Source organism: Geodermatophilus sp. SYSU D01036 (assembly GCF_054050435.1).
In genome coordinates this window covers 219999-244854 of record NZ_JBJGZJ010000003.1, presented here as the reverse complement: position 1 = coordinate 244854, position 24856 = coordinate 219999, and the positions used below count along the sequence as shown (strand labels likewise).

20 protein-coding genes and 1 pseudogene are annotated in these 24856 nt (G+C 73.1%); 14 read left to right on the top strand and 7 right to left on the bottom strand.

From position 1 onward, the window contains the following. Positions 1–24: 24 nt before the first annotated feature. Complete coding sequence (locus ACI8AR_RS05645; RefSeq protein WP_457050109.1) at positions 25–882, bottom strand: hypothetical protein; 858 nt, start codon at positions 880–882, stop codon at positions 25–27. A gap of 349 nt (positions 883–1231) precedes the next feature. On the opposite strand from ACI8AR_RS05645, the gene ACI8AR_RS05640 reads away from it, so the two are divergent. The 5 genes from ACI8AR_RS05640 to ACI8AR_RS05620 all read left to right on the top strand — a co-directional run bounded on the left by ACI8AR_RS05640 (position 1232) and on the right by ACI8AR_RS05620 (position 7679). Then, positions 1232–2677, top strand: a complete 1446-nt coding sequence (locus ACI8AR_RS05640; RefSeq protein WP_457050108.1) for a hypothetical protein — start codon at positions 1232–1234, stop codon at positions 2675–2677. Between the two features lie 79 nt (positions 2678–2756). Further along, positions 2757–4475 carry a GT4 family glycosyltransferase PelF gene (gene pelF, locus ACI8AR_RS05635; protein ID WP_457050107.1) on the top strand — a complete coding sequence of 573 codons (1719 nt, stop codon included), beginning with the start codon at positions 2757–2759 and terminating at the stop codon, positions 4473–4475. Positions 4476–4545: 70 nt separating this feature from the next. Then, on the top strand, positions 4546–4761 hold the full coding sequence (locus tag ACI8AR_RS05630; protein WP_457050106.1) for a hypothetical protein: 216 nt from the start codon (positions 4546–4548) through the stop codon (positions 4759–4761). Between the two features lie 149 nt (positions 4762–4910). After that, positions 4911–6566 carry a DUF4832 domain-containing protein gene (locus ACI8AR_RS05625; RefSeq protein ID WP_457050105.1) on the top strand — a complete coding sequence of 552 codons (1656 nt, stop codon included), beginning with the start codon at positions 4911–4913 and terminating at the stop codon, positions 6564–6566. 36 nt (positions 6567–6602) lie between these two features. Next, positions 6603–7679, top strand: a complete 1077-nt coding sequence (locus tag ACI8AR_RS05620) for a putative glycoside hydrolase (protein WP_457050104.1) — start codon at positions 6603–6605, stop codon at positions 7677–7679. On the opposite strand, the gene galE is transcribed toward ACI8AR_RS05620, so the two are convergent. Continuing rightward, on the bottom strand, positions 7667–8653 hold the full coding sequence (gene galE / locus ACI8AR_RS05615) for a UDP-glucose 4-epimerase GalE (protein ID WP_457050103.1): 987 nt from the start codon (positions 8651–8653) through the stop codon (positions 7667–7669). The two genes, ACI8AR_RS05620 and galE, sit on opposite strands and share 13 nt — an antisense overlap. Positions 8654–8709: 56 nt before the next feature. Then, the gene (locus ACI8AR_RS05610; RefSeq protein ID WP_457050102.1) at positions 8710–10029 is read right to left on the bottom strand and encodes a UDP-glucose dehydrogenase family protein; all 1320 of its coding nucleotides are present in this window, start codon (positions 10027–10029) and stop codon (positions 8710–8712) included. A gap of 316 nt (positions 10030–10345) precedes the next feature. Here ACI8AR_RS05610 and cysC point away from each other — a divergent pair, with 316 nt between their 5' ends. After that, the gene (gene cysC / locus ACI8AR_RS05605; protein WP_457050101.1) at positions 10346–11383 is read left to right on the top strand and encodes an adenylyl-sulfate kinase; all 1038 of its coding nucleotides are present in this window, start codon (positions 10346–10348) and stop codon (positions 11381–11383) included. Here cysC and ACI8AR_RS05600 read toward each other — a convergent pair. Both ACI8AR_RS05600 and rfbB read right to left on the bottom strand, forming a co-directional pair. Continuing rightward, the gene (locus tag ACI8AR_RS05600) at positions 11364–12209 is read right to left on the bottom strand and encodes an SDR family oxidoreductase (RefSeq protein WP_457050100.1); all 846 of its coding nucleotides are present in this window, start codon (positions 12207–12209) and stop codon (positions 11364–11366) included. The genes cysC and ACI8AR_RS05600 overlap by 20 nt on opposite strands. Then, complete coding sequence (rfbB, locus tag ACI8AR_RS05595; protein ID WP_457050099.1) at positions 12206–13201, bottom strand: dTDP-glucose 4,6-dehydratase; 996 nt, start codon at positions 13199–13201, stop codon at positions 12206–12208. Before rfbB ends, ACI8AR_RS05600 begins: the two co-directional genes overlap by 4 nt. A gap of 316 nt (positions 13202–13517) precedes the next feature. On the opposite strand from rfbB, the gene ACI8AR_RS05590 reads away from it, so the two are divergent. The 3 genes from ACI8AR_RS05590 (at position 13518) to ACI8AR_RS05580 (ending at position 16496) form a co-directional block, all read left to right on the top strand. Further along, positions 13518–14600, top strand: a complete 1083-nt coding sequence (locus ACI8AR_RS05590; protein WP_457050098.1) for an LCP family protein — start codon at positions 13518–13520, stop codon at positions 14598–14600. 75 nt (positions 14601–14675) lie between these two features. After that, positions 14676–14804 carry a hypothetical protein gene (locus ACI8AR_RS05585; RefSeq protein WP_457050097.1) on the top strand — a complete coding sequence of 43 codons (129 nt, stop codon included), beginning with the start codon at positions 14676–14678 and terminating at the stop codon, positions 14802–14804. 177 nt (positions 14805–14981) lie between these two features. Next, positions 14982–16496, top strand: coding sequence for a sugar transferase (locus ACI8AR_RS05580; protein WP_457050096.1), 1515 nt, complete (start codon positions 14982–14984; stop codon positions 16494–16496). Between the two features lie 18 nt (positions 16497–16514). On the opposite strand, the gene ACI8AR_RS05575 is transcribed toward ACI8AR_RS05580, so the two are convergent. Then, positions 16515–18008 (bottom strand): sugar transferase, encoded by a 1494-nt coding sequence (locus tag ACI8AR_RS05575; protein ID WP_457050095.1) that lies wholly within the window; start codon positions 18006–18008, stop codon positions 16515–16517. Between the two features lie 234 nt (positions 18009–18242). Here ACI8AR_RS05575 and ACI8AR_RS05570 point away from each other — a divergent pair. Continuing rightward, positions 18243–18833: pseudogene (locus ACI8AR_RS05570) on the top strand (acyltransferase family protein); the annotation flags it as partial. Positions 18834–18876: 43 nt separating this feature from the next. Further along, a complete protein-coding gene (locus ACI8AR_RS05565; RefSeq protein ID WP_457050190.1) occupies positions 18877–19407 on the top strand; it encodes an acyltransferase family protein in 531 nt (176 codons plus the stop codon). Between the two features lie 258 nt (positions 19408–19665). Here the strand turns inward: ACI8AR_RS05565 and ACI8AR_RS05560 are convergent, their stop codons facing one another. After that, entirely contained in the window at positions 19666–19884 is a 219-nt protein-coding gene (locus ACI8AR_RS05560; RefSeq protein ID WP_457050094.1) for a hypothetical protein, read from the bottom strand. 85 nt (positions 19885–19969) lie between these two features. Between ACI8AR_RS05560 and ACI8AR_RS05555 the strand changes: the two genes are divergently transcribed. Genes ACI8AR_RS05555 through ACI8AR_RS05545 form a run of 3 tightly spaced genes read left to right on the top strand, consistent with a single transcriptional unit; the run spans position 19970 to position 24799 of the window. Then, a complete protein-coding gene (locus ACI8AR_RS05555) occupies positions 19970–21604 on the top strand; it encodes a P-loop NTPase (RefSeq protein WP_457050093.1) in 1635 nt (544 codons plus the stop codon). 2 nt (positions 21605–21606) lie between these two features. Continuing rightward, positions 21607–22920 (top strand): O-antigen ligase family protein, encoded by a 1314-nt coding sequence (locus ACI8AR_RS05550; protein WP_457050092.1) that lies wholly within the window; start codon positions 21607–21609, stop codon positions 22918–22920. Further along, a complete protein-coding gene (locus ACI8AR_RS05545; protein WP_457050091.1) occupies positions 22913–24799 on the top strand; it encodes a glycosyltransferase in 1887 nt (628 codons plus the stop codon). Before ACI8AR_RS05550 ends, ACI8AR_RS05545 begins: the two co-directional genes overlap by 8 nt. Positions 24800–24856: the final 57 nt, after the last annotated feature.

Below are 24856 nucleotides of genomic sequence, written 5' to 3'. Positions count from 1 at the left end.
GCGAGCCGGGCTCGCGGGAGGCGCTCAGTCCTGCGGGCTGACCGTCCGCTGCGCCGGCGCCTCCAGGGAGAGCGCGTCGTCGCGGCGGCGCAGCCAGGACGCCGGCAGCACCAGGCGCGGTGCGACACCGACGAGGACGGCCATGAGCACGGCGACGGCGGACAGCGCCTCGCCGGACTCCTCGACGAAGGTCGCCATCGCGGACCACTGCGGTCCGACCCAGCCCGAGACGGCGGACAACCCGACCGAGGCGACGGCGTAGAGGGCCAGGGTGCTCAGCACGCGGCGGCGGTCGCGGCGCTCGGCGCGGCTGACGAACGCGAGGACGGCGAGGACCGCGCCGGCGAGCAGCACGCTCACCACGACGGCGCCCGCGGGTGAGACGACCGAGGACAGCGCCTGCATGCCGGTGACGTGCACGGTGCTGCCGGCCTTGACCACCGCGATCCCGCCGGCCACCGCGCCGACGGCCAGCCACCAGGTGCGCCGGCCGGGGTTGCGCGCCGCGCCGGCGACCGCGGCGAGGGCGGCGGCGGCGAAGAGGGCGGCCACGTACGTGCGCGGCAGGGAGTACGGGGCGTCCATTGACAGGACCTGGGCGACCGGGCCGGTCGTGCCCCGCAGGCGCAGGGCGTAGCCGACCGCCTCGAGCGCCACGGCGAGCGCGGCCAGGCCGACGCCGACGGGCGGCAGCGCCACGCGCCGGCGGACCGGGCGGACCGGGGCGGAGGAGCCGCCGAGCGCCGCGGGGGTCAGCGGCTTCTCGACCCCGGTGCCCGGCGAGCGGCGGTCGGCCAGCCGGATGCCCCTGCCCAGGACGACGCCGAGCGCGACGGCGACGACCACCCACGCGGCGAGCCCGCCGACGATCCACGTCCACACGTGCGCGGCATCGGCAGGTCCGGGCCCGGACGTGACCGTCCGGTCACACCGGAGGGGGAGATGGGGCGGGCGGGCCGGTTCTGACGCGTGGGACCGAGCGACGACGCCGACACTGCGCGTGACGACGGTGGCCGCGCCGTGCGGCGGCCGCACCCGCGGTCTGTGTGCTTGGTCACAGCATCCCCCCGGGCGTCGCGCGCCGCTCACTGCCCGCGAGACACCGGTAGCGGACCGTTCGCCGGCCCCTCCTTCGCAACTCCCCTGTACCGGAATGCGTGCCAGACTCGCCGCTGCCGCCTTGTCAGTGCTGACGGGCGAGGTCCGGCAGTACCACCCACGGGAGTCAGCAGTGCTCGACACCACGCCCGCACAGCTCGGGGCGACCCGGCACGACAGACGACCCGATCACGGAGCGTGGCCACATCTGGCAGGCATCCCGGTCGTCGTCCTCCTGCTCGCCGGGGCACTGTTCCTCCCGTCGATCCCGGACCGCGGGCTGGTCCTCGGCCTCACGGTGACCGTGGCGGTGCTCGTCGTCGGCGGGCTGGTCCTCGCGTGGCCGCGGGACACCGGCAGGCGCCCGCTCGGCACCGTGGGCCAGCTGGTCCTGCACCTCACGCCGGTCCTGCTGCTCACCACCGTGTTCCCGCTGGTGAACGAGGAGATCAGCGCCGCCCGCATCGGGGACGTCGGGCTGACCAGCGTCGTCCTCGCGTCGTCGATGACCGTCCCGTGGCTCAGCCAGTCGGTCTGCATGCCGCTCTACCGCGGCATCGGCGAGACGCTGCACCGGCCCGACCCCGACGCCCTGCTGAACGCCTTCAGCCGCGCCTGGCCGCTGATCGCGCTGCGCTCCCTGTCCGTGGTGGCGCTGTTCGCCGTCCCGGTGCAGTTGGTCCTGGACTGGCCGCTGGAGGTGCTCGGCGCGTACCTGGCGCTGACCGTCGCCCACCTGCTGTTCGTCCAGCTCCTGGTGCTCACCAACCGCCCCGACCACCGGGGGCTGTGGGCGGCGTCCTGGACCGCGTACGCCGCCGCGCTGTTCCTCGTCCCGACGGTGTGGATCCTGCCGCCGCTGGCCGGGCTCGCCGTGCTGCTCGTCCCGCTGCGCCGGCACGTCCGGCACCTGGCCGACCCGCTGGTCCTCGACCGCCGCGACGTGTTGGCCGACCTGCTCCGCGGGCTCCTGCTCGGCGCGGTCCTCTGGGCCGACAAGTTCGTGTTCCTGCTGGCCGCGGGCCGCGACTTCGCCGTCGACACGGTGTTCCTCGCGCTGCTGCCGGCGATCCTGGCCTACAACGCGTACTTCGTCGTCTTCGCGCCGCGCTTCGACCGGGAGGTCGGCCGGCTGCGCGCGGCGATGGAGGACGAGCCGCTGGACCGGCTGCACCGCCACTCGTCCCGGCTGGCCGGCACGGTCGCCTCCGCCATCCTGTCCACAGGGCTGGCCGGGGCCGCGCTCGTCCTGGTCGTCACCGGCGGCGTCGTCGCCTGGGAGCCCCGGGCCGCGGGGCTGACCGCCGCGGTCGCCGTCGCGTCCTGGACGTTCATGATGACGACCGTCGTGTCCTACAAGCTCGACTACGTCGGGCAACGGACGCTCGCCCAGGGCCTCGGCGCCCTGCACCTGGCCGCCTGCGTCGCGGCCTTCCTCCTGCTCCCGCCCGGGCCGGCCGTCTACCTCCTGCTGGCCGGTGTCGAGGTGGTGCTCCTGGCGGTGGCGCTGCGCAGCTGCCTGCGCCACTGGGGCCGGCCCGAGTACAGCCTCTTCTGGCGGCACGCCACGTCCTGGTGACCCAGCGCTCCCACCCTCTTCCCCCGCTCCACCGTCCAGCAGCGTGCACCCCGCCCGAGCCCGAGGAGGCCCCGCAGGGATGGCATCCCAGCCCGCCTACGAAGACGTCGACGTCGCGATCGTCATGGAGTCGACCTACCCCTACCTCAAGGGCGGGGTCTCCGCGGTCGTGCACGACATCGTGGTCGAGAACCCGGACCTGACCTTCGGGATCATCCACCTCACGTGGGACTCCGCCAGCCCGCAGGAGGACCTGTACGGCGTCCCGGCGAACGTCCGCTGGGTGCACCCGCTCTACCTGAGCATGCAGGAGCACCAGGCCGACTTCCGCGACCTCACGCCGCGGGACCTGGGCATGTCCGGCCGGGGCCGCCGCGCCCTGGCGAACCGCCTCTTCGACGCCCTCGAGTCCGTCGTCGCCGGCGACCCGGAGCCGGTGTGGTCGCTCTTCGACGAGGGGATGAACCCGCGCACCCGGCGCTACCCGCTGTGGGCCCTGCTCGGGACCCAGGAGTTCATGCAGGTGCTGCAGCGGCGCTGGGCGGGCCTGGGGCTGTCGCTGGTGGACACCTTCTGGCTGATGAGGGAGTTCTTCTCCCTCGCCTGCGCCGTCCTCGGCAACGACCTCCCGAAGGCGCGGGTGTACCACGCCCACACCACCGGCTACGCCTCGCTGATGGGCGCCGCCGCGGCCCGGCAGAACGGCGGCCGGTTCCTGCTCACCGAGCACAACCTCTACGTCCGCGACACCGTGAACCTGCTGCTCGACCGGGACATGGCGCTGCCGGTCACCGCCGCCGACTGGCGGACCTTCGACGTCCCGCCGACCCCGCGGGCGTGGATGACCTGGTGGATCGAGATGGGGCGGCTCTGCTACCCCAGCGCCGAGGTGATCACCTACCTGTACCCCAAGGCGATCACCGAGGCCGCCGACCTGGGCGCGCCGATCGAGAAGAGCGTGGTCATCCCCAACGGGATGGTGCCCGCGGCGGTGGAGCCGGCGTACCAGCAGCGCCTGCGCGCCCTCGAGGACATCGCGCGCGCACCCCAGGACCGCGTGTGGCGGCTGGCCTACATCGCCCGGGTGGTCCCCATCAAGGGCATGCTCGACCTGCTGGACACCGTGCACCTGCTGCTGCAGCGGGGCGTGACCGGCTTCCACCTCGACGCGCTCGGCCCGACGGACCACGTGCCCGAGTACTACGCGGCGTGCCTGGAGAAGGTGGAGCGTCTCGGCCTGTCCTCGCACGTCACCTTCCGCGGGGTCGTGGACGTGAAGGCGGAGATCGGGGGCTACGACGTCCTCGTCCTGCCGAGCTACAACGAGGGCCAGCCGATCGTCGTCCTCGAGGCGATGACCGCGGGCATCCCGACCGTGGGCACCGAGGTGGGCGGCATGGCCCAGCTGGTGGAGGACCCGCTGACCACCGAGGGCGGGCACACGTGGGGGCCGTGCGGCGTGCTCGTGGACCCGCTGCACAAGGCGCCGAACATGGCCGAGCAGCTCGCCGACGGGCTGTCCCGGCTGATGGGGGACCCGGCGCTGTACGCGGAGTACGCCCGCAACGCCCGGGGGCGGGTCGAGGACTTCTTCCAGCTCGTCGACGCCATGCGCGCCTACAACGACCTCTACCGCGAGCTCGGCGAGCTGCCGCCCCGGAACACCGTCGCGCCCTCCGACCCGGACGCCGGCACCGCGCCGGTGGTCGAGCCGGTGGTCCGGGAGCCGTCCGCGGACGTCGTCCGCCGGCCCGGCCGGCTGCGTCCGGGGTTCCTCGGCCTGCGTCCGGCGACCTAAGATCGCCGCGCCCGTCGACGGAGACGGGCGCGCGGTCAGGTACCGCGCGGGACGTGCCGATGGAGTTCCCGTGGCCTCTGTCTTCCTGCTCGGCGCACTGCTCGTCGTCCCCTGGCTGCTGACGGCGCGCCGCGGACGAGGGACGCCGGCGGCGACGCCCGCCTGGACGCCTCCTGCCCAGCAGCCGGTGCAGCCGTGGGCCGACCCCGACGAGTGGTGGCGCGAGTCCTCCGCGCTGCCCTCCCGCACGCCCGTCCGGGAGCCCGCGCCCGTCCTCGAGGTCTGACCACCTCTCCTGTGACGCCTGGGGCGGGTGCGACTGCCCCATGGACGCAGCGCTGCGTGCTTGCTTGACTACACCCCGCACACGGACGGACCGGTCCCCCGTGCTCCTCCGCGGGGAGGTGCCGGCCGTCCCCTGGCGGGAGGTACCGGGTGGGCAGGCACTCGTCGGACGATCCGGGGACGCCGCTCCCCCGGCGTGGCGGCAGCCGGCGCCTCCGCTGGCTCTCCTTCGCCCTCGGCGCGCTGGTCCTGGCGGTGACCGTGACCGTGACCGTGGCGCCGTCCGCTCCTGCCGACGTCGCCGTGGAGGCGGCTGCCCCCTCCGCGCTGGACGGGCGCTGCGCGGACCGCTCGCCCTGCGTCCGCGAGGCCCTCCGCGCCGCCGCCGCCGGCCTCGGCGCGGGCCGCGGCCGGCCACCTGCACCGAGCCCTACGACCACGCCGACCCTCACGACGACGCCGCCCACGACGGCGCCCACCCCGAGCACCACCGCGGCGCCCACCACGTCGACGCCGGCCACGACCCCCGGCGCGGCCGCGCCCGTCGGCGTCGCCTACCCGCCCTCCGACGAGGTCATCGCCAACCCCGAGCGCGGGTTCACCCACTACACCGAGACCCGCTGGTCCCCTGACGGCAGCGCCTACACGCCGCTGGACGCCGGCACGCTGACGACGTGGCGGACGGCCGAGGCGGTGACGCTGGTCTACCGCGTGTTCTACCTGGGCGGCCTGGTGGACCGGGACACCGTCGACGCGCGCTTCCTGGCCCAGGTCGCCGCCGACCTCGACACGGCCCGGGCCGCCGGCGTGCAGCTGGTCGTCCGCTTCGCCTACTCCCCCGACGACGGTCGCGACGCGCCCCCGGCCCGAGCGGTCGGCCACGTCCGGCAGCTGGCGCCGGTGCTGAACGCCGGCGCGGACGTCCTCGCGGTGCTGCAGGCCGGTTTCGTCGGCCGCTGGGGCGAGTGGTACTACTCCGAGCAGTACGCCTCCGACCCGGCCGAGCCGTGGGCGCTCACCGACGCCGACTGGGCCCGCCGCGGCCAGGTGCTCGACGCCCTCCTCGACGCGACGTCACCGGACATCTGGGTGCAGGTCCGCTACCCCGCCGTCAAGCAGCGCCTGGTGAGCGGCGCGGACGCCGCGCGGGTCGGGATCCACGACGACTGCTTCCTCGCCAGCGACACCGACATGGGCACGTTCGCCTCGGACGGGGACCGCACGTGGCTGGCCGCCCAGTCGGCGACGGTGCCCGTCGGCGGTGAGACCTGCGGGACGTACGGCACGCGCTCGCAGTGGCCGACCGCCGCCACCGAGCTGGCGCGCTACCACTGGACCTTCCTCAACGCCGACTTCCACCGGGGCGTCCTCGACTCCTGGGGCGAGGACGGCCTGGCGACCGCCGCCCGTTCCCTGGGGTACCGGCTGCGGCTGGTGTCCGGCTCGTTCCCCACGACGGCGCGGCCGGGCCAGACGGTGTCCCTGACGCTCACGCTGACCAACGACGGCTGGGCCGCCCCGCTGTCCGACCGGCCGGTGCAGGTGGTCTTCGGCCAGGGCGGGCAGACGGTCGCCGTCCCGGTCCCCGTGGAGGTGCGGAGCCTCACCCCGGGGACGTCCCGCACGCTCACCTTCGACGTCGCGGCCCCGACGGCGCCGGGCCCGTGGTCGCTCGCCCTGGCGCTGCCCGACGCCGCGCCGTCGCTGGCCGGGAACCCGGCCTACGCCGTCCGGCTGGCCAACGCGGGGCTGTGGGACCCGGCGACCGGCCGCAACGACCTCCGGCACGTCCTCACCGTCGGCTGACCTGCCCCGGCGCGGCGCACCTGACAGGCTGCTGGCATGGTCACCCGTCGCGGCGCCTGGATCCGGTACCAGGACCCCCTGTCCGACGAGCAGCTGGACTTCGCGGTCGAGCACTACCAGGTCGCCATCCTCCAGCCCTGGGAGGACGAGGCGGCCGCCCGGCTCAAGGAGCAGCGGCCGGACATGACCGTGCTCGCCTACCGGTGCCTGTCCTCGGTGCGCGACTTCGAGACCGGGCCCGTGTACACGTCCGGGGTCAGCCTCGAGGAGGCCGAGGAGGCCGGCGAGGAGTGGTTCGCCCACCGCGAGGACGGCGCCCGCATCCAGTGGGCGACCTACCCGGGCCACTGGCAGATGGCGGTCTGGGAGCCGGACTACCGCGAGCGGTGGTGCGACAACGCGGCCGACTTCCTCGAGGACACCCCGTGGGACGGCCTCATGGCCGACAACGACGTCTACGACGACTACTACGGGCTGCGCCCGCCGCTCGAGGGCGGGCGGACGATGGCCGACCTGCGCCGCACCATGGACGAGTTCGTCCCGCAGGCGGGCAAGCGGCTCAACGAGATGGGCAAGCTGCTGGTCCCCAACATCGCCGAGTCCCGGCGGGATCCCGGCCGCTGGGCGCGGCACGCCGCCTACGGCGGGGGCTTCGAGGAGGTCTTCCTGGCCTGGGGGCCGGGGGACTTCCTCGACCCGGGGAGCTCCCTGGCCCAGATGGACGAGCTGGCCGGCCCCGGGATCACCATCGTCCGGACGGCGACCGACGGGCGGGACGACCACCCCAACTTCCTCTACGGCCTGGCCGCGCTGATGGTCTTCGGCCCGGAGGAGCGGGCGTACTACTCGGCCACCGACCACGACGGGTACAGCGGGACGCCGTTCCGGCCCGAGCTCGAGTGGGACCTCGGCGCCCCGCTCGGCCGGCCCCAGCAGCGCGGCAACGCGTGGTCACGGGAGTTCGAGTCCGGCTGGGCGGGGGTCAACCTCAACGAGAACAGGCGCCGCAAGGTCACCCTCGCCGTGCCGCCGGGGCTGCGGACCGCCACCGGGGAGCCCGCGCCGGCGAAGGTCACCCTCCAGCCGCACGAGGGCGCGGTCTACCGGCGCTGAGCGCCCCGGGACGCCGTCCAGCCCTCCCACGCCGAGGACACCATGGCCCGGACGTCGTGCTGCGCCTCCCAGCCCAGCGTCGCGCGGATCCGTCCCGCGGCGGCGACCACCCGGGCAGGGTCCCCGGCGCGCGGCGGGACGACCACCGGCTCGGACCACGCCTCCCCCGCCGTCCCGGTGACCTCGCGGATGACGTGCACCATCTCCCGGACCGAGACCCCCTCGCCGCGGCCGATGTTGGCCGTCAGCGCGGTGACCCGGCCGTCGGCGAGGCCGCGGGCGGCGGCCACGTGGGCGGTGGCGATGTCGGAGACGTGCACGAAGTCGCGGATGCAGGTCCCGTCGGGGGTGTCGTAGGTGTCGCCGAACACCAGCGGCGGCTGCCCGTCCTGGAGCCGCTGGAAGACCATCGGCACCAGGTTGGAGACGCCGCGGTCGGTGAGCGCGGGCGCTCCGGTGCCGGCGACGTTGAAGTAGCGCAGGTTCACGTAGCGGAGACCGGTGGCGGCCGCGACGTCGGCGACCATGCGCTCACCGACCAGCTTCGTCGCCCCGTAGGGGTTCACCGGGCGGCAGTCGGTGTCCTCGCCGACGAGGTCGACGTCGGGCATCCCGTAGACCGCCGCGCTCGAGGAGAAGAGGAACCGGTCGACGCCGGCGCCGGTCACCTCCTCCAGCAGCACCCGCAGGCCCTCGACGTTCTCGCGGTAGTAGTGCAGCGGACGGCGGACGGACTCCTCGACCTGCTTCTTCGCCGCCACGTGGACGACGCCGGTGACGCCGTGCTCCCGCATGGCGCGGCCGACGAGCGGCCCGTCGAGGACGCTGCCGACGACGAGGGGGACGCCGGGGATGCGGTCGGCGTCGCCGGTGGAGAGGTCGTCGAGGACGACCACCGCCTCCCCCGCCTCCCGCATGGCGAGGACGACGTGTGCGCCGATGTAGCCGGCGCCGCCGGTCACGAGCCAGGTCACCGGCCGAGCCTAGGTGCCCCGGGCGCCGGTCCCGGGGTCCGTTCGGTCACACCGGTTCAGCCGGCGCGGCGGCCCAGGGCGCGGTAGGTCCAGCCGGCGGCGGTCCACGCCTCGCGGTCCAGGGCGTTGCGCCCGTCGAGCACCCGCCTGCGGGCCACGACCCGGCCGAACTGCACGGGGTCCAGCTCGCGGTACTGCCGCCACTCGGTGAGCACCAGCACCGCGTCGGCGCCGGCGGCGGCCTCCTCCGGGGTGCTCGTGTAGTCCAGCTGCGGCCACTCCCGGCGGCTGTTGTCGATCGCGGCCGGGTCGGTCACGCACACCACCGCGCCCTGCAGCTGCAGCTGCGCGGCGACGTTGAGCGCCGGGGAGTCGCGGATGTCGTCGGAATCGGGCTTGAACGCCGCGCCCAGCACCGCCACCCTCTTGCCCAGCAGCGACCCGTCGAGCACCTCGCGGGCCAACTCCACCATCCGGATCCGCCGGCGCATGTTGATGTTGTCCACCTCGCGCAGGAACGTCAGCGCCTGATCCGCCCCCAGCTCCCCGGCGCGGGCCATGAACGCCCGGATGTCCTTGGGCAGGCAGCCGCCGCCGAAGCCCAGGCCGGCGTTGAGGAACTTCCGCCCGATCCGGTCGTCATAGCCGATCGCGTCGGCCAGCAGCTTCACGTCGGCGCCGGTGGCCTCGCACAGCTCGGCCATCGCGTTGATGAAGGAGATCTTGGTGGCCAGGAAGCTGTTGGCCGCGGTCTTCACCATCTCCGCGGTGGCGTGGTCGGTGGTCACCTTCGGCGTGCCGCGGGCCACGATCGGCGCGTAGACCTCGTCGAGCAGCCGCTCGGCGGTCGCGCCGTCACCGTCGGCGGGCAGGCCGTAGACCAGCCGGTCCGGATGCAGGGTGTCGGCGACGGCGAAGCCCTCGCGGAGGAACTCCGGATTCCAGGCCAGCAGCACCCCGGGCACCTTCTCGGCGAACATCGCCGCCAGCTCCGCCGCGGTGCCCACCGGCACGGTCGACTTGCCCACCACCAGGTCCCCGGGCTGCACCACCGCCAGCAGCGACTCCGCGGCGGCCTGCACGAACCGCAGGTCCGCGGCGTACTCGCCGTGGCGCTGCGGAGTGCCCACGCAGACGAAGTGGACCCGGGCGCCGGCCGCGTCGGCGACGTCGGCGCTGAAGCTCAGCCGTCCCGACCCCAGCGCCTGCCCCAGCAGCTGCTCGAAGTCCGGCTCGAAGAACGGCGCCCGTCCCGCGCACAGCGCCGCGATCTTCCGCTGGTCGACGTCGATCCCGACCACCTCGTGGCCCAGCTCCACCATCGCCGCCGCGTGCACCGCACCCAGGTAGCCGCAGCCGATGACCGAGATCCGCACCGCCGCCTCCTCACGTCCGGAACACTCAGCTCCCGAAGTGCATCACGAAGGTGCTGGTCACGCCCGTCGGACCGGGACGGGCCCTCGTCCGGGGGAGGACGGGTCACGCCCCACGCACGCTCCCGCCTGTCACAATCGCGCCGTGCGTCTCCCCCTGCAGTTGCTCCGTGGCCGCCGATCCGGCGTCCTGCACGTGCACCTGTTCCGGTGGGCGGGCGACGACCCGGTGGGGCAAGCGGGCCTGTACGCCTGCCGGTGTGGAGAGGTGCGCCGCGGTCTCTGACCGGCCCCCTCGGGATCCGGGCAGGATGACGCCATGCCCGACGCCCGTGCCCGGCTCGACGACACCCAGGTCGCGGCGGTTGCCCGCTACCGCGCGGGCCTCGCGCCCCGCCCCGACCTGCCGCCCGCCGAGGAGTACGAGGACGCGCAGGGCGTGCTGGTCGCGACGGCGGCCGACGGCGACCTGACCGTCGTCGAGGTGCCCCGCTGGGAGCCACCGTCCGCGGTGGCCGAGCGGCTGCACGACGAGGGCTGGACCGACACCGTGGCCTGGGTGGGCCTGCCGCCCGACGACGTCACGGACCTGCCGCAGCGGCTGCTCGCGCTGGTGCCCGCGGCCGGCCTGCCCCCGGACTCCGCGGCGCTGTCGTCCGCTGCCGCCGCCTGGGCGGCCGTCTGCGAGCGCGGGCGGGACGTGATCGTGGTGCCGGTGCCGGTCACCCCGGCCGCGCCGGAGGTCACGCCGGAGGAGCTCGCCGCCGCCCACGGCGCCTCGCTCCTCGGCAGCCGCCCGTGGCCGGGGACGGCGCGCACCGGCGGCACGGTGGTGCTCTGCACCGGCCTGTCCGGTGCCGGGAAGTCGACGATCGCCGCGCGGCTGGTGGAGCTGCTCATCGAGGCCGGGCGCACCGTGACGCTGCTCGACGGCGACGAGGTGCGGCACCACCTCTCCGCCGGGCTCGGGTTCTCGAAGGCCGACCGGGACACCAACGTCCGGCGGATCGGCTGGGTCGCGGCGCAGATCGCCAAGCACGGCGGCATCGCCGTCTGCGCGCCGATCGCGCCCTACGCGGAGGTGCGCGCGGACGTCCGGCGCGAGGTCGAGGCGCAGGCCGGGCCGGGCAGCTTCGTGCTCGTGCACGTGGCGACCTCGCTGGCCGACTGCGAGGCCCGCGACCGCAAGGGCCTGTACGCCCGGGCGCGGCGCGGCGAGATCCTCGCGTTCACCGGCATCAGCGATCCCTACGAGACGCCGACCGACGCCGAGGTGACCGTGGAGACCGCCGGGCGCGACGTCGACGAGTGCGCCCACCAGGTGCTCGCGGCGGTGCTCAGCCGTCCAGGGTCTTGAGGTAGCCCTCGACGGCGGTGCGCCAGTCGCGCGGCGCGAAGCCGGTCGCCTCCAGCCGGGTCAGGTCCAGCACGCTGTTGAGCGGCCGCGGCGCGAGGCCGGGCTTGTCGGCGGTGTACTCGGCGGTGCTCACCCGCCGGACGTCGTGCGGGTCTCGGCCGCGGTCGGCGAACACGACCTCCGCGACGTCGGCCCACGACGCCGGCTCACCCCCGCAGGTGACGTTGTAGGTGCCCGTCGCCCCGCGCTCGACGAGGTGCGCGACGGCGTCGGCGAGGTCGTCGGCGAGCGTGGGCCGGCCGACCTGGTCGGCGACGACGGACGGGCTGATGCCCCGGTCGGCGAGGCCGGCCATCGTCCGCACGAAGTTCCGCCCCTCCCCCACCACCCAGGTGGTGCGCAGCAGCAGGTGCCGGTCGAGTGCAGTGACCAGCGCGTCGCCGTCGGCCTTGCTCCGCCCGTAGACGCTCAGCGGGTGGACCGGCGCGTCCTCCGGGATCGGCCCGTGGTGGTCGCCGTCGAAGACGTACTCGGTGGAGAAGTGCACGAGCAGGAAGCCATGCGTGCGCGCTGCGTCGGTGAGGGCGCCGACGCCGTCGACGTTGACCGCCCGCACGGCGGCGAGGTTGGCCGGGTCCTCCGCGGCGTCGACAGCGGTCCAGGCGGCCGCGTTGACGACCACGTCGACGCCGGACCAGTCGTGGGCAGCGACCGCGGCGGGGTCGCCGACGTCGAGGTCCGACCGGGTCAGCGCCACCGCCCCGGGGAACCGGCGGGCCAGCGCGCGGCCGACCTGCCCGCCGGCGCCGAGGACGACCGTCGTCACTGGCCCCGCGCGGCGTAGGCCGCCTCGACCTGGTCCTTCAGCGGCCGCCACCAGTCCTCGTGGTCCCGGTACCACTGGATGGTCGCGGCCAGGCCGTCGCGGAAGTCGGTGTAGCGCGGCCGCCAGCCGAGCTCCTCGCGCAGCTTGGTGGCGTCGATGGCGTAGCGCAGGTCGTGCCCGGCCCGGTCGGTGACCGAGTCGAAGGCGTCGGCCGGCCGGCCCATCAGCTCGAGGATCGTGGCGAGGACGGTGCGGTTGTCCACCTCGCCGTCGGCACCGATGAGGTAGGTGTGGCCGATCCGGCCGCGCTCGAGGACCTCGTGGACGGCGGCGTTGTGGTCGTCGACGTGGATCCAGTCGCGCACGTTGTGGCCGGCGCCGTAGAGCCGCGGACGGCGGCCGATGAGCACGTTGGTGATCTGCCGCGGGATGAACTTCTCGACGTGCTGGTAGGGCCCGTAGTTGTTCGAGCAGTTGGAGATCGTCGCCTGCACGCCGTAGGAGCGGACCCACGCACGCACCAGCAGGTCGGAGGCCGCCTTCGTCGACGAGTAGGGGCTCGAGGGGTTGTACGGCGTCTCGGGGGTGAACTTCGCCGGGTCGTCGAGCTCGAGGTCGCCGTAGACCTCGTCGGTGGAGACGTGGTGGAACCGGACGCCGTGCCGGCGCACCGCCTCGAGCAGCGTGTACGTGCCGATCACGTTGGTCTGCAGGAACGGCGCCGGGTCGGCGAGGGAGTTGTCGTTGTGGCTCTCGGCGGCGAAGTGGACGACGGCGTCGCTGTCGCGGACCAGGTCGTCGACGAGCGCGGCGTCGGTGATCGAGCCGTGCACGAAGCCGATCGCGTCCTTGACGCCGGCCAGCGAGGCCTCGTTGCCGGCGTAGGTCAGGGCGTCGAGGACGGTCACCTCGTACTGCGGGAAGCGCTCGACGGTCTGGTGGACGAAGTTGGCGCCGATGAAGCCGGCGCCACCGGTCACGAGCAGACGCACGGGTGGTCCTCCTGCGATAGCGGGGTCACGGCCGCCCGCGGGCGGCGGGGCCATCCTGCCCTGCGATCCGGTCCCCGCGGTCGCACGGACCCCTCCGCACCCCCTCACGGAGCAAGAGGACCGGCGTCATCCCAGTGTCCCCACGGTGCTCCGTCCCGCAGAGCCGACGGGGCTCCGGTCCTGCCCAAGCGTGTCAGGAGCCACTCCACAGCGTTACCGAGCCTCGCGCCGCCCCACCCCACGGGGGTGGGCCCGGGCACCGGATGCGCTGGTCCGCCCCTAGCCTCAGGGGCAACTACCAGTCACGGGGGTCACTGTGAGCGACGACCAGGAACGCGCGGGGTCCACGCTGGTCGCCGACGAGCCCACCACGGAGGGACAGCCGCGCGGCCGACGGCGGGGGCTGCGCCGCTTCCTCGTCGCCCTCGCGGTCCTCCTCACCGTGATGGCCGTGCTCGTCGGCGGCGCACTGTGGTTCCTGACCGACCGGTACGCGGGCAACATCGACCGGGTCACCGACGTCTTCACCGACCTGGACGAGGACGCGCGCCCGGCTCCCGCGACGCCGGTGGAGGAGGCCGGCGCGGACCCCGTGACCTTCCTGCTGGTCGGCACCGACAGCCGCGGCAGCGCGGACGAGGGCATCGCCTCCGGCGGCCGCTCGGACGCGATCATGATCGCCCGCTTCTCCGGCGACCGGCAGCACGCGCAGCTGGTCTCCATCCCCCGCGACTCGTGGGTGGACATCCCCGGCTACGGGATGAACAAGATCAACGCCGCCTACGCGTTCGGCGGGCCGACCCTGCTCATCCAGACCGTCGAGCAGGTGACCGGCGTCCGCATCGACCACTACGTCGCCATCGACTTCGAGGGCATCGTCCAGGTCACCGACGACCTGGGCGGGGTCGATGTCGTCGTCGCCGAGACCACCAGCAACGGCCCGTACACCTTCCCGGCCGGGGTCAACCACCTCGACGGGGACCAGGCCCGCTGGTACCTGGGGCAGCGCTACGGCCTAGAGGGCGGCGACCTCGACCGGGTGCGCCGCCAGCAGCAGTTCATCGAGGCAGTCTTCAGCCGGCTGTTCAGCTCCGGCACGCTGTCGGACCCCGGCCGGCTCGACGCCGCGCTGCTCGCCGTCACCAGCGCCGTCGCCGTCGACGACACCCTCGGCAACGGCGACCTGCTGTCGCTGGCCTACTCGCTGCGCGAGCTGCGGCCGGAGAGCGTCGACTCGTTCACCGCCCCCGTGCTGGGCACGGGGACGGAGGGCGCGGCCAGCGTCGTCTACCTCGACGAGGTCACCGGCGGGCGCATGTGGGCCTACCTGCGCAACGACTCCCTGTCGCAGAACGCCGGCGAGTTCGACCGTCAGGCCCTGCCCGACGTTCCCCGCTGACCTCCGCCCCCCCGCCCGTCACGGACACCTCACGCGTTCGTGATCACGGGCGGCCGCAGAGCCGAGGATCCGTCCGTGGCATTCCTCCTCGGCTCCACCTGGCTGGCGCTCAACGTGTTCGTCGCCGAGCACGGGCACGTCCTGCTGGCCGCCGCGTTGTGCGGGGTGGCGCCGGCGCGCACGTTCGTCCGCCGCCCCGCGTAGGCGTGGTCGTGGCCGTACCTCCGCGTACCGATCCGGCTGCGTTCAGTCCGGACCACGCTCTGCCGGAGTGGCCCGGCCCACTGCCGTTGGTGTGATCCGGGGTCCCGTGGCGCAATGACCCAGCGCTGACCTGCAGTTCGGCAGGTCAGCCGCCACGGGGGCAACGGGGAGTGAAACATGTCCGCCACGAGCATCCACGGCTCGCGCGATCCAGCCGTTGCACGCTCCTCCGCCGACGGCTGGGAGGTCTTCGCCCCCGGCATCCGCGGGGAGGGCACGGCGGCCCGGCGGGCCTGGCGCGGGCGCTACGTGTGGCGCGCCGTGGCCCTCGACGCCGCGTGCGCCGTGCTCGCCGGCGCCCTGGGCTACTACCTGTGGTTCGAGGTGTTCGGCGCGGGTGGTCCCCGGCCGGCCGTGTGGGAGGCACTGCTCGTCCCGGTCGGGTGGCTGCCCGCCATGCTGGTGGCTCGGACCTACGAGGAGCGGTTCCTCTGGATCGGCGTCGAAGAGTACCGCCGGGTCCTCGGCGCCGCCGTGGCGCTGCTCGCCGCCGTCGGGACGATCTCCTGGGCCATGCAGCTGGAGGTGGCGCGCGGTCTCGTCGTCCTGACGCTGCCGCTGGCCACCCTCCTCACGCTCGTCGAGCGGGTCGCCCACCGGCACTGGCTGCGCCGCGAGCGGCAGCGCGGGCAGTTCCTCCAGACGACGATCCTGGTCGGCTCGCGGGTCGCCGTCGCGGCACTCGACGAGCAGCTGCAGCGGTCACCCCACCAGGGATACCGGGTCATCGGGTGCTGCCTGCCGGCCGACGAGCGGTCGACCGCGGCCGACGCCTTCAATGGCCTGCCGGTCCTCGGCGGGATCACCGACGTCGCCGACGTCGTGACGCGGTTCGAGGTGGACACGGTGGCCGTGCTGCCCGGGCCCGAGGTCCACGGGGCGGCGCTCCGGCGGCTGGGCTGGCAGCTCGAGGACACCGACGCCGAGCTGCTGCTCGCTCCCGCGGTCACCGACGTGGTGGGTCCCCGCGTGTCCATCCGGCCGGTCGCGGGCCTGCCATTGCTGCACATGGAGCGCCCGGAGCTGACCGGCGTCCGCAGGTTCACCAAGGAGCTGGTCGACCGCTCGACGGCCGCCGTCGGACTGCTCGTCCTGGCACCGCTGCTCCTGGGGATCGCGGTGGCCGTGCGCCTCGACAGCCGCGGGCCGGTGCTCTTCCGTCAGGAGAGGGTGGGCAGGTGCGGCACGACCTTCACCATGCTCAAGTTCCGCAGCATGGTGCAGGACGCCCCCCGACTGGAGGCGCAGCTGTCGTCCGCAGGTGCGGGCAACGAGGTGCTGTTCAAGATGAAGGACGACCCGCGGGTCACCCGGGTGGGCCGGATGCTGCGCCGGTACTCCCTCGACGAGCTGCCCCAGCTGATCAACGTGCTGAGGGGCGACATGTCCCTGGTCGGGCCTCGTCCTCCGCTGGCCAAGGAGGTGGAGAAGTACGGCGTGGACATGCACCGCCGCTTCCTCGTCAAGCCCGGCCTCACCGGGCTCTGGCAGGTCAGCGGCCGGTCCGACCTCTCGTGGGACGACTCGGTCCGGATCGACGTCCGGTACGTGGAGAACTGGTCGCTGGCGTTCGACCTGATGATCCTGCTGAAGACGGTCGGCGCCGTCCTGCGCGGCTCCGGGGCGTACTGACGGTCCCGAGATCCGTGGTCAGTAGGCGCCGCGGCCACGGAGGACGGCGCCGACGGTCTTCCAGAGGATCATGAAGTCGAAGACGAGGGACCAGTTCTCGACGTAGCGCACGTCGATGCGGACCGAGTCGTCCCAGGACAGGTCCGAGCGGCCGCTGACCTGCCACAGGCCCGTCAGGCCGGGCTTGACGAGGAAGCGGCGGTGCATGTCCACGCCGTACCGCTCGACCTCGCGGGCCAGGGGCGGCCGCGGGCCGACGAGGGACATCTCCCCCGTGAGCACGTTGAACAGCTGCGGCAGCTCATCGATCGAGTAGCGCCGGATGACCCGGCCGACCCGGGTGACCCGGGGGTCGTCCTTCTTCTTGAACAGGACGCCGTTGCCGTCGCTGCCGGCCTCGAGCGCGTCGACCATGCGGTCGGCACCGATGACCATGCTGCGGAACTTCAGCATCCGGAACGTCCGGCCGTCGCGGCCGACGCGCTCCTGGCGGAAGAAGACCGGGCCGCGGCTCGTGACCTTGACTGCGAGGGCGACACTGAGCAGCAGCGGGGCCAGGAGCAGGACGCCGAGGAGCGCGGCGGTGCGATCGAACGCCTCCTTGGTCAGCCGCCGGACACCCCGCAGCTCCGGGCGCTCCATGTGCAGCAGGGGCAGCCCGCTGACCGGCCGGATGCGCACCCGGGGGCCGACGATCTCGGTGACGGCCGGCGCCAGCAGCAGCTCGGCCTCGGTGTCCTCGAGCTCCCAGCCCAGCCGACGCAGCGCCGGCCCGTCGAGCTCGGGGCAGGGCAGGACGGCGACCGTGTCCACCTCGTACCGGCGGACCACGTCGGCCACCTCGTCGAGGCCGCCGAGCACCGGCAGGCCGTTGAAGGCATCGGCGGCGCTGTCGGCACCGGTCGGCAGGCAGCAGCCGATCACCCGCAGGCCGTGGTAGGCCTCGCGGTCGACCTGCTCGTCGAGGGCGGCGACACCACCCCGGTGTCCGACGAGGAGCGTCGTTTGCAGGTACCGGCCCTCGGCCCGGCGCCGGTGCAGCCACTGCCGGTGGGCGTAGCGGGCGGCCAGCGTCAGCAGGGTGGCGAGCGGCAGGGCGGCCACGACGTAGCCGCGGGCGACGTCGAGGTCGAAGGCCCAGGAGACGGTGCCGACGCCGGCGAGCAGCATGACGGCGGCGGCGAACACCCGGCGGAACTCCTCCGCGCCGACCCAGAGGAAGCGCTGCTCGTAGCTGCGGGCGACGAGCATCGCGGTGACCCACACGACCGGCAGCAAGGCGCCGAACCAGATCGAGCCGTGGGTGACCTCCGCGGCGTCCGGACCGAACCGGACGCCGTAGCCGACGAGACCGGCGACGCCGGCGCAGAGAGCGTCGATAGCGACGGCTCGGCGGACGTACCCCGACCGCCAGGCCCGGCGTGCGACGGTCCCCTCGCCGCGCAGACGGGACGCGAACAGCGACCAGCCGGCGCCGGCCGTCTGCCGGGCCGGTCGGGCGGTCCTCTCCATGCCTGCCTGTGCCGTCAAAGCGCACCCCCGTGCGACGTGTTGCGCGAAGAGACCCGGGGGCGGACCTCGTTGTGATCAAGAAGGTGAGCCCTCAACCGGTTGCATGCAACTTAGCAGTCATGTTCCGCTTCGTCATGCCGGGGAGATGGCCTGTGAGCCGGATGACATGCCGGACGGCGCACAGCTCATGCCGGGGAAGCAGAAACGCGTGCGGTGGTTGCTCGACGCACTGCGATGCATGCTGTCGCGGTGCACGGGGGTGACGCGCCGGGGACGGCTGACACTGCAACACAACACGGAGTGCGACGACTGCCGTACATCGACGGCTTGCGGGGACTGGCAGCGGTCGTCGTAGCACTCGGCCACATGGTCTACCTGGTCCCGACCATGCCACTGACGGGTATCAGGGACGCTCCCATCGTCGATCATGTGATCTGGCCACTCCGTTTCGGGACAGAGATGGTCTTCTTGTTCCTCATGGTCTCCGGCTTCTCGCTGTACTACAGCGAGCGGGCTCGGCGACAGGCGGGGCGCCCTCCGACGACCTACCGGCATTTCCTCGCCCGTAGAGCGTGGCGCATCGCTCCCGTCTACTACGTCGCGCTGCTGCTCGGTCTGGTCACCGTCCTGGTACTCCCCGAGATCCCCCTCCGCCCGGAGAACCGGTCCAGCGAACAGGCTTCCATCGGAGGATTGATCAGCCACCTCTTCTTCGTTCACAACCTCAACAGCGACTGGCTGTACCAAATCAACGGACCGCTGTGGTCGATCGCGTTCGAGGTCCAGCTCTACCTGCTCTTCCCTCTCGTCTTCTGGGCGATGCGGCGCTACAACCCCTTCGCGGTCGCTGGTCGTGGTCGTAGCGGTCGTGAAGGGCATCAGCCTGCTGAACCTGGGGTTCCCCGTGTTCGGGTTGGCCAGGTGGTTCGTCGCCGGCGCCCTCGTCGCGGAGGTCCTGGCTCGCGGATGGCGCCTTCCCTGGTGGTTGGGCGCCCCCGTCGGCGTGCTGGCCCTACTCCTCGCGATGTGCCAACTGCCGGCGCTCTCGTCCGAGTACGCGCACGATGCCGCCTGGCTGGTCGCCTTCGTCGCGCTGATGCTCGCCATGGCGGACGTGCCGGCCTCAGGACGCAATCCGCTCAACTGGCCATGGCTGCGATGGCTCGGTGAGCGCTCCTACAGCTTGTACGCGCTGCACATCCCGCTGGTGCTCATCGCGATCTGGGCCAGCGTCCGCTGGGGTCTCTCGGGACGTCCGGCAGCGCTCGTCGTCACCGCTCTCGCTCTGCCCGCCACACTGGTGATGCTCTTTGCGGCGTGGCGGTGGGTGGAGACCGTCACTCGCTCGCACCGCAGCCGTCGGCCGGGTGCGGTTGCGGACAGCGTCAGTCATCACTGACGAGCCGACCGACGTTTCATAGCGATCGAGGTAGAGCCGCCGCGGATAGGGTCGGCCGCGGCTCAGTCGCTATTCAGCGGGGTTGAATGAGGTCCGCAGCTAACACCCGCGTACCGCCTGGCGTATCCGATGCCGGGCAACGTGGCTGTCAGCGGCTACCAGGTAATGGGATCCGCAGCGGCGGAGAGGCGTGCCCAGCCGGACATCTCTCAGTGGAAGGCTGCAGATCGGTATCGTCACGCAGCCTTGCAGGACCGGTCAGTCCCGGTGCCGGCCCGACCCGCGGTACAGCACGACCGCTAGGGCCATCACCAGCACCCAACCGCCGAGCAGGAGCAGGTCCCCCGCGTGGAGGCCGTGGGACTGGGAGAAGGAGGCGACGATGGCCCCCTCCTCCGGGTAGTCGAGGAAGACGAGGGACCCGACGAACGCGGTCGCGAAGGCGACCAGCACGAGAGCCGCGCCCCGCCGGATCACCTCTCCCACGGTAACGCGGGCGGCCGGCGCGCACCCGAGTTTCGAGGGGATCCGCCCTCCCCACTTCGGGTAGCTCACCGGCCGCATGGTCGCGGAGCCCTCGGCGCGTCAGCCCGGGCGTGCGACCCTGGCGAGAGCGTCGGATGTCCGCTCGCCGGGCCACTCCAGGCGTCCGTCACGGCCGGTACCTCCAGGACTCCCCTGGGTCGGCGTGGGGTTGAGGACGCCGTGGAATGGCGCCTCAGCGGCCGAGCGGCAGAATCACGGGAAGACCAACAACGGAACGGGGCGCCTGTTGGACCTAACTCACTTCGTCCGCGTGCTGAGGCGGCGGTGGCAGCTCCTGGCGCTCATCGTCCTGGCCTCCGTGCTTGGTGCGGCCGCGGCCGCCTGGCTGCAGACGCCCACCTACCAGACAACCATTGTCCTCGTCGCGACGACCGGTCCTGCTCCCGACACGGACGCCGGCGGGACGTCGCAGAGCCAGGCCGCGGCACAGCGGGCGCTCGACCTGTCCCGGTTCGCCGGCACCGCACCGGTGGTCGAGGAAGTCGTCGCCGAGGCCGCCGACGCCGCGGGGCTGCCCGCGAGGACCCCCATCGACGTCACCGCCTCGGCGGACGGCGCCTCCCCCTTCCTCTCCATCACCGTGACCGACAGCGAGGCCGCCTGGGCGCAGGCCGTGGCCAACGCCTACCCGGCAGCACTTCCCGACGCTCTAGAGGGCATCGACCCCGGCGTCGCCGGCAGCGCGCAGCAGCTGACGACGCTCACGCCGGCACCCTTGCCGGGCGCTCCGACGAGCCCGGACCGCGGCCTCTACCTGGCGATGGGCCTGCTGCTCGGGCTGGTGCTGGGCGTCGGCCTGGTGGTCCTCCGCGAGGCCACCGACCGGGAGATCCACGACCCCGAGGACATGGCGCGGGCGCTGAACCTCCCGGTGCTCGGGGTGGTCCCCCAGCGGGAGCCCAAGCAGCCGCTGCCCATCCGGGCCGCTCCGAACAGCCCACGGGCCGAGGCCTACCGCGCGGTCCAGGCGAGCCTGGCGTTCGCCCGCACCGACGGCCCACCCCGGTCCCTGGTGGTGACGAGCGCCTCGTCCGGGGAGGGGGTGACCACCCTGGCGGCCAACGTCGCCCTCGCTCTGGCCGGCAGCGGTCGGCGGGTCGTGCTCGTCGACGCCAACCTCCGGGCCCCGCACCTGCACGAGCTCTTCGGCCTCCCCGCGGGGCCGGGTCTCGCGGAGGTGCTCGCGGGGCAGTCCACGGTGGCCGCTGCCCTCCGAGACGTCTCGGGGACGCCCCTGCGGGTCCTCCCCGCCGGTCCGCCCGACGCGCACCAGCTCGAGATGCTGACCGGGCCGCGAACCCCGGAGGTCCTGCAGGCGCTGCTGGCCGACTGTGACGTCCTGGTCCTGGACACCCCACCGGTGCTGCCGGTGGCGGACGCCCTGTTCCTGGCGGCCCACTCGGCCGGCGTCCTGCTGGTCGCCCGCGTCGGCGTCGCCACCAAGGACCGGCTGCGCCGAGCGCGGGACGCCGTGCGCACGGTGCAGGCCCCGCTCGTGGGGCTCGTTGTGAACGGCGGCGAGGAGAGCCCTGAGCGCCTCGGACCCCGGCGGCTCCCCCGGAGTCACCGCAGGTCCAGTGCCCCTCCGGACACGATGGAGCCCGCCCGACGGGAAGAGAGCGTGCAGGGCTCCGCCCCCGGAGTGGGCTGACCATGGTTGTACTGCCGACGGCGGTCCGCGGGCGGCAGGCGTCGCGCGCCCTCGGCCTGGTCACCCTCCTGGCCCTGACCTTCCTCGTGGGCTTCTGGAGCCAGGAGCACGCCCGCTACGCGTACCTGATGGCGGCGGCTCCCCTGCTTCTGGTCCTGGTCCTGCGACCACAGGTGCCGGTCGTGCTGGGGGCTGCACTGCTTCCGTTCCTGGGCATCGGGGCGACCGCCGGCGGAACGCAGGTCACGGCGTCCGACGCCCTGTTCGCCCTGGCCTTCGTCGGAGCGCTGGTCTGCCTCCTGCTGGAGCCGTCGTGGCGCGACCGGGGTCGGGACACACGTGCGCTGCTCCTGTGCGGAGCCGCCTTCGCCGTCTGGCTCGTCGCAGTCATGCTGGTGCACGGATCGGTCACCGTGGCCCTGAACAGCGTCCAGACGTACCAGCTCTTCCTCGTCCCCCTCGTCCTCGGCACCGTGGTCCTGCAGCCCAGGACCGCTCGCGCTGTCGTCGCCGTCTTCATCCTCGGATCCGTGGTCCTCGCGTTGGCGTGGATCCTGACCGGCGGGGACGCACCGCCGCTGACCGGCAACAAGAACCCCGACGGGCAGATGATCGCCAACGCGATGGTCCTGGCCCTGGCACTCGCCCCTACCTGGACCTGGCGAGTGGCGCTGCTCGTCCCCCTGGGCGCCGGTCTTGTGTTCACCCAGAGCCGGGGAGCGCTCCTGGGCGCCGGGGTGGGCATCGTCGTCGTCCTGCTCCTGCGCGGGCTGGGCAGCTGGCGCCGGACGTTGGCGGCGGTCGTCCCCCTCGTCGTCCTCGTCGTCGTCGGCTACCGACTGCTGCCGGACGAGGTCCTGTCCCGGACCACCGACTTCAGCACCGGGGCTGCCGGCACGTCCATGGGCGATCTCACCGCGGCGCAGTACTCGGTGGCGCTCCGGGAGACCTACGCCGACCAGGGCTGGCAACTGGTGGACGCCAACCCCGTGTTCGGCGTCGGGCCGGGCAACTACCGGACCGGGATCCCGGGGCAGGACTCCTACACCATCGACCCCCACAACCTGGCGATCCGCACCGCAGGCGACGTGGGATACCCGGGACTGATCGCCTTCGGACTGCTCGTCGTGGGAACGGCGCTCGTTGCCTACCGGCGCCGACGGGTTAACCCATACGTCGCCGTGGCCCTGGCCGTGCAGGCCGCGGTCATCGTGCACGGGTTCGTGGACGTGTACTGGGTCCGCGGGACACCGGTACTGCCTTGGTTGCTGCTCGGTATGGCCGTCAACCGCCGTTTGGACGTGAGTCGTGGGTGATCTCGCCGTCGTCGTCGTCGCATATCACGGAGCCGAGAAGCTCGACGCGTGTCTACGCGCACTGGAGCGCGCTGCACCGGTGGTCGTGGTGGACAACTCCGCTGACCCCGACGTCGAGGCCGTCGCCCACCGCAACGCAGCCGAGTACGTCGACGCCGGCGGCAACCTCGGCTTCGCCGGCGGGGTGAACCTCGGGATCGCGCATCTGGAACCGGGCACCGACGTCCTGCTGCTCAATCCCGACGCGATCCTCGATGTCGACGGCCTGCACGCCCTGCACACCGCTCTCCACGCACCGGGAGCCGAGCAGATCGCAGCGCTCTCGCCGGCGCTCGCCGATCCTGCGAACAAGGAGCTTCAGCAGGTTCGCTGGCCGTTCCCCACACCGGGACGCATGTGGCGAGAGGCTCTAGGCCTGACGCGGTTGGCGCCTCCCCCTCCAGAGTTCTGCGTCGGCGCGGTGCTGCTGCTCCGCCGGGAAGCGCTCGACCAGGTCGGCCGGTTCGACGAGCGGTTCTTCCTGTACGCCGAGGAGACCGACTGGCAACGGCGGGCCGTGGAGGCCGGCTGGCGGACGGCCGAACTCCCCGGGGTGACGGCACTCCACGAGGGTGCGGGGACCAGTACCGACCTCAGCCGTCGCGAGGTGCTCTTCCACGCCGGCACGGAGACGTACATCCGCAAGTGGTTCGGCCCGTCGGGCTGGGCGTCGTACCGGGCCGCTGCTGTACTCGGGGCAGCCATCCGGGGCCTCGTCCTGCGCGGCGACCGTGGAGTAGCAGCGCGGGCGCGGGCCTCCCTGTACCTCCGAGGACCGCGCCAGGTCGCGGCGCTGCCCTCTCGGACGGCCCCAGCGGGACGGCGCATCACCCACGTCGTCGTGACCGACGCCTTCGCCGGGGTCGAACGCTATGTGTGTGAGGTGGCCCGGGAGCAGGCTGCACGAGGTGCGGTGGTGACCGTCATCGGCGGAGACCCGGAGCGCATGCCGGCCGAACTGGGAGCGGCCCGCTACCGCCCCGCGGCCACGGTGCTGAGCGCGGCCCGAGAGCTGATGCGATTGGGGCGCCAGGACATCCTCCACGCGCACATGACGGCCGCTGAGTTCGCTGCCGTCCTGGCGTCTCCCTGGCATCGCGCAGCGATCGTCTCCACCCGACACTTCGCCGGCCCCCGAGGTTCCTCCCTGCCGGTGCGGGCCCTTGGTCGGCTGGTCCGGACGAGGATCCGCCGCCAGATCGCCATCAGCTCCTTCGTCGCTGACGCCATCCACGAGCCGGCGACGGTCATCCCCAATGGCGTCCGGTCGCAGCCCGCCGGTGAGGAGCCTCGCGACCGGGTCGTTCTGTGCCTCAACAGGCTGGAGCGGGAGAAGGCGACGGAGGTGGCACTGGAAGCCTGGGCCGCCAGCGGGGTTGCCCAGGACGGGTGGGAACTCCACGTGGCGGGCTCTGGCTCGGAGCGTTCACAACTCGAGGAACTGGCGGCTCGCCTCGAGATCCAGGACAGCGTGCGATTCCTCGGCCACGTCGCGGACACCGCCACCCTCCTCCGTCGCGCCTCGCTCCTGTTTGCACCAGCGACGGCGGAGCCGTTCGGACTCAGCGTGGCCGAGGCGATGGCGCATGGGACCCCCGTGCTGGCTAGCGACGGTGGCGCCCACTACGAACTTGTTGGCGAGGAGGGCTGGACCTTTCTCTCGGGAGACGTGGCAGCCGCGGCAACTCAACTTAGGAAGATCGTCGACATGTCGGAGGCCGAGCGGCAGGCCGAGGGGACGCGACTACGCAGGCGTCAGCGCGAAGCGTTCAACTTGGACTACCATGTCAACGTGGTGAGTGACCTCTACTCGGGGCTCTCCCCACAGCGCGAGAGGTAGGCAACAAAGCAAGGGCAGGCACGGCGAGCAGGAGATTTCGAACGTCGCGATCTCTAC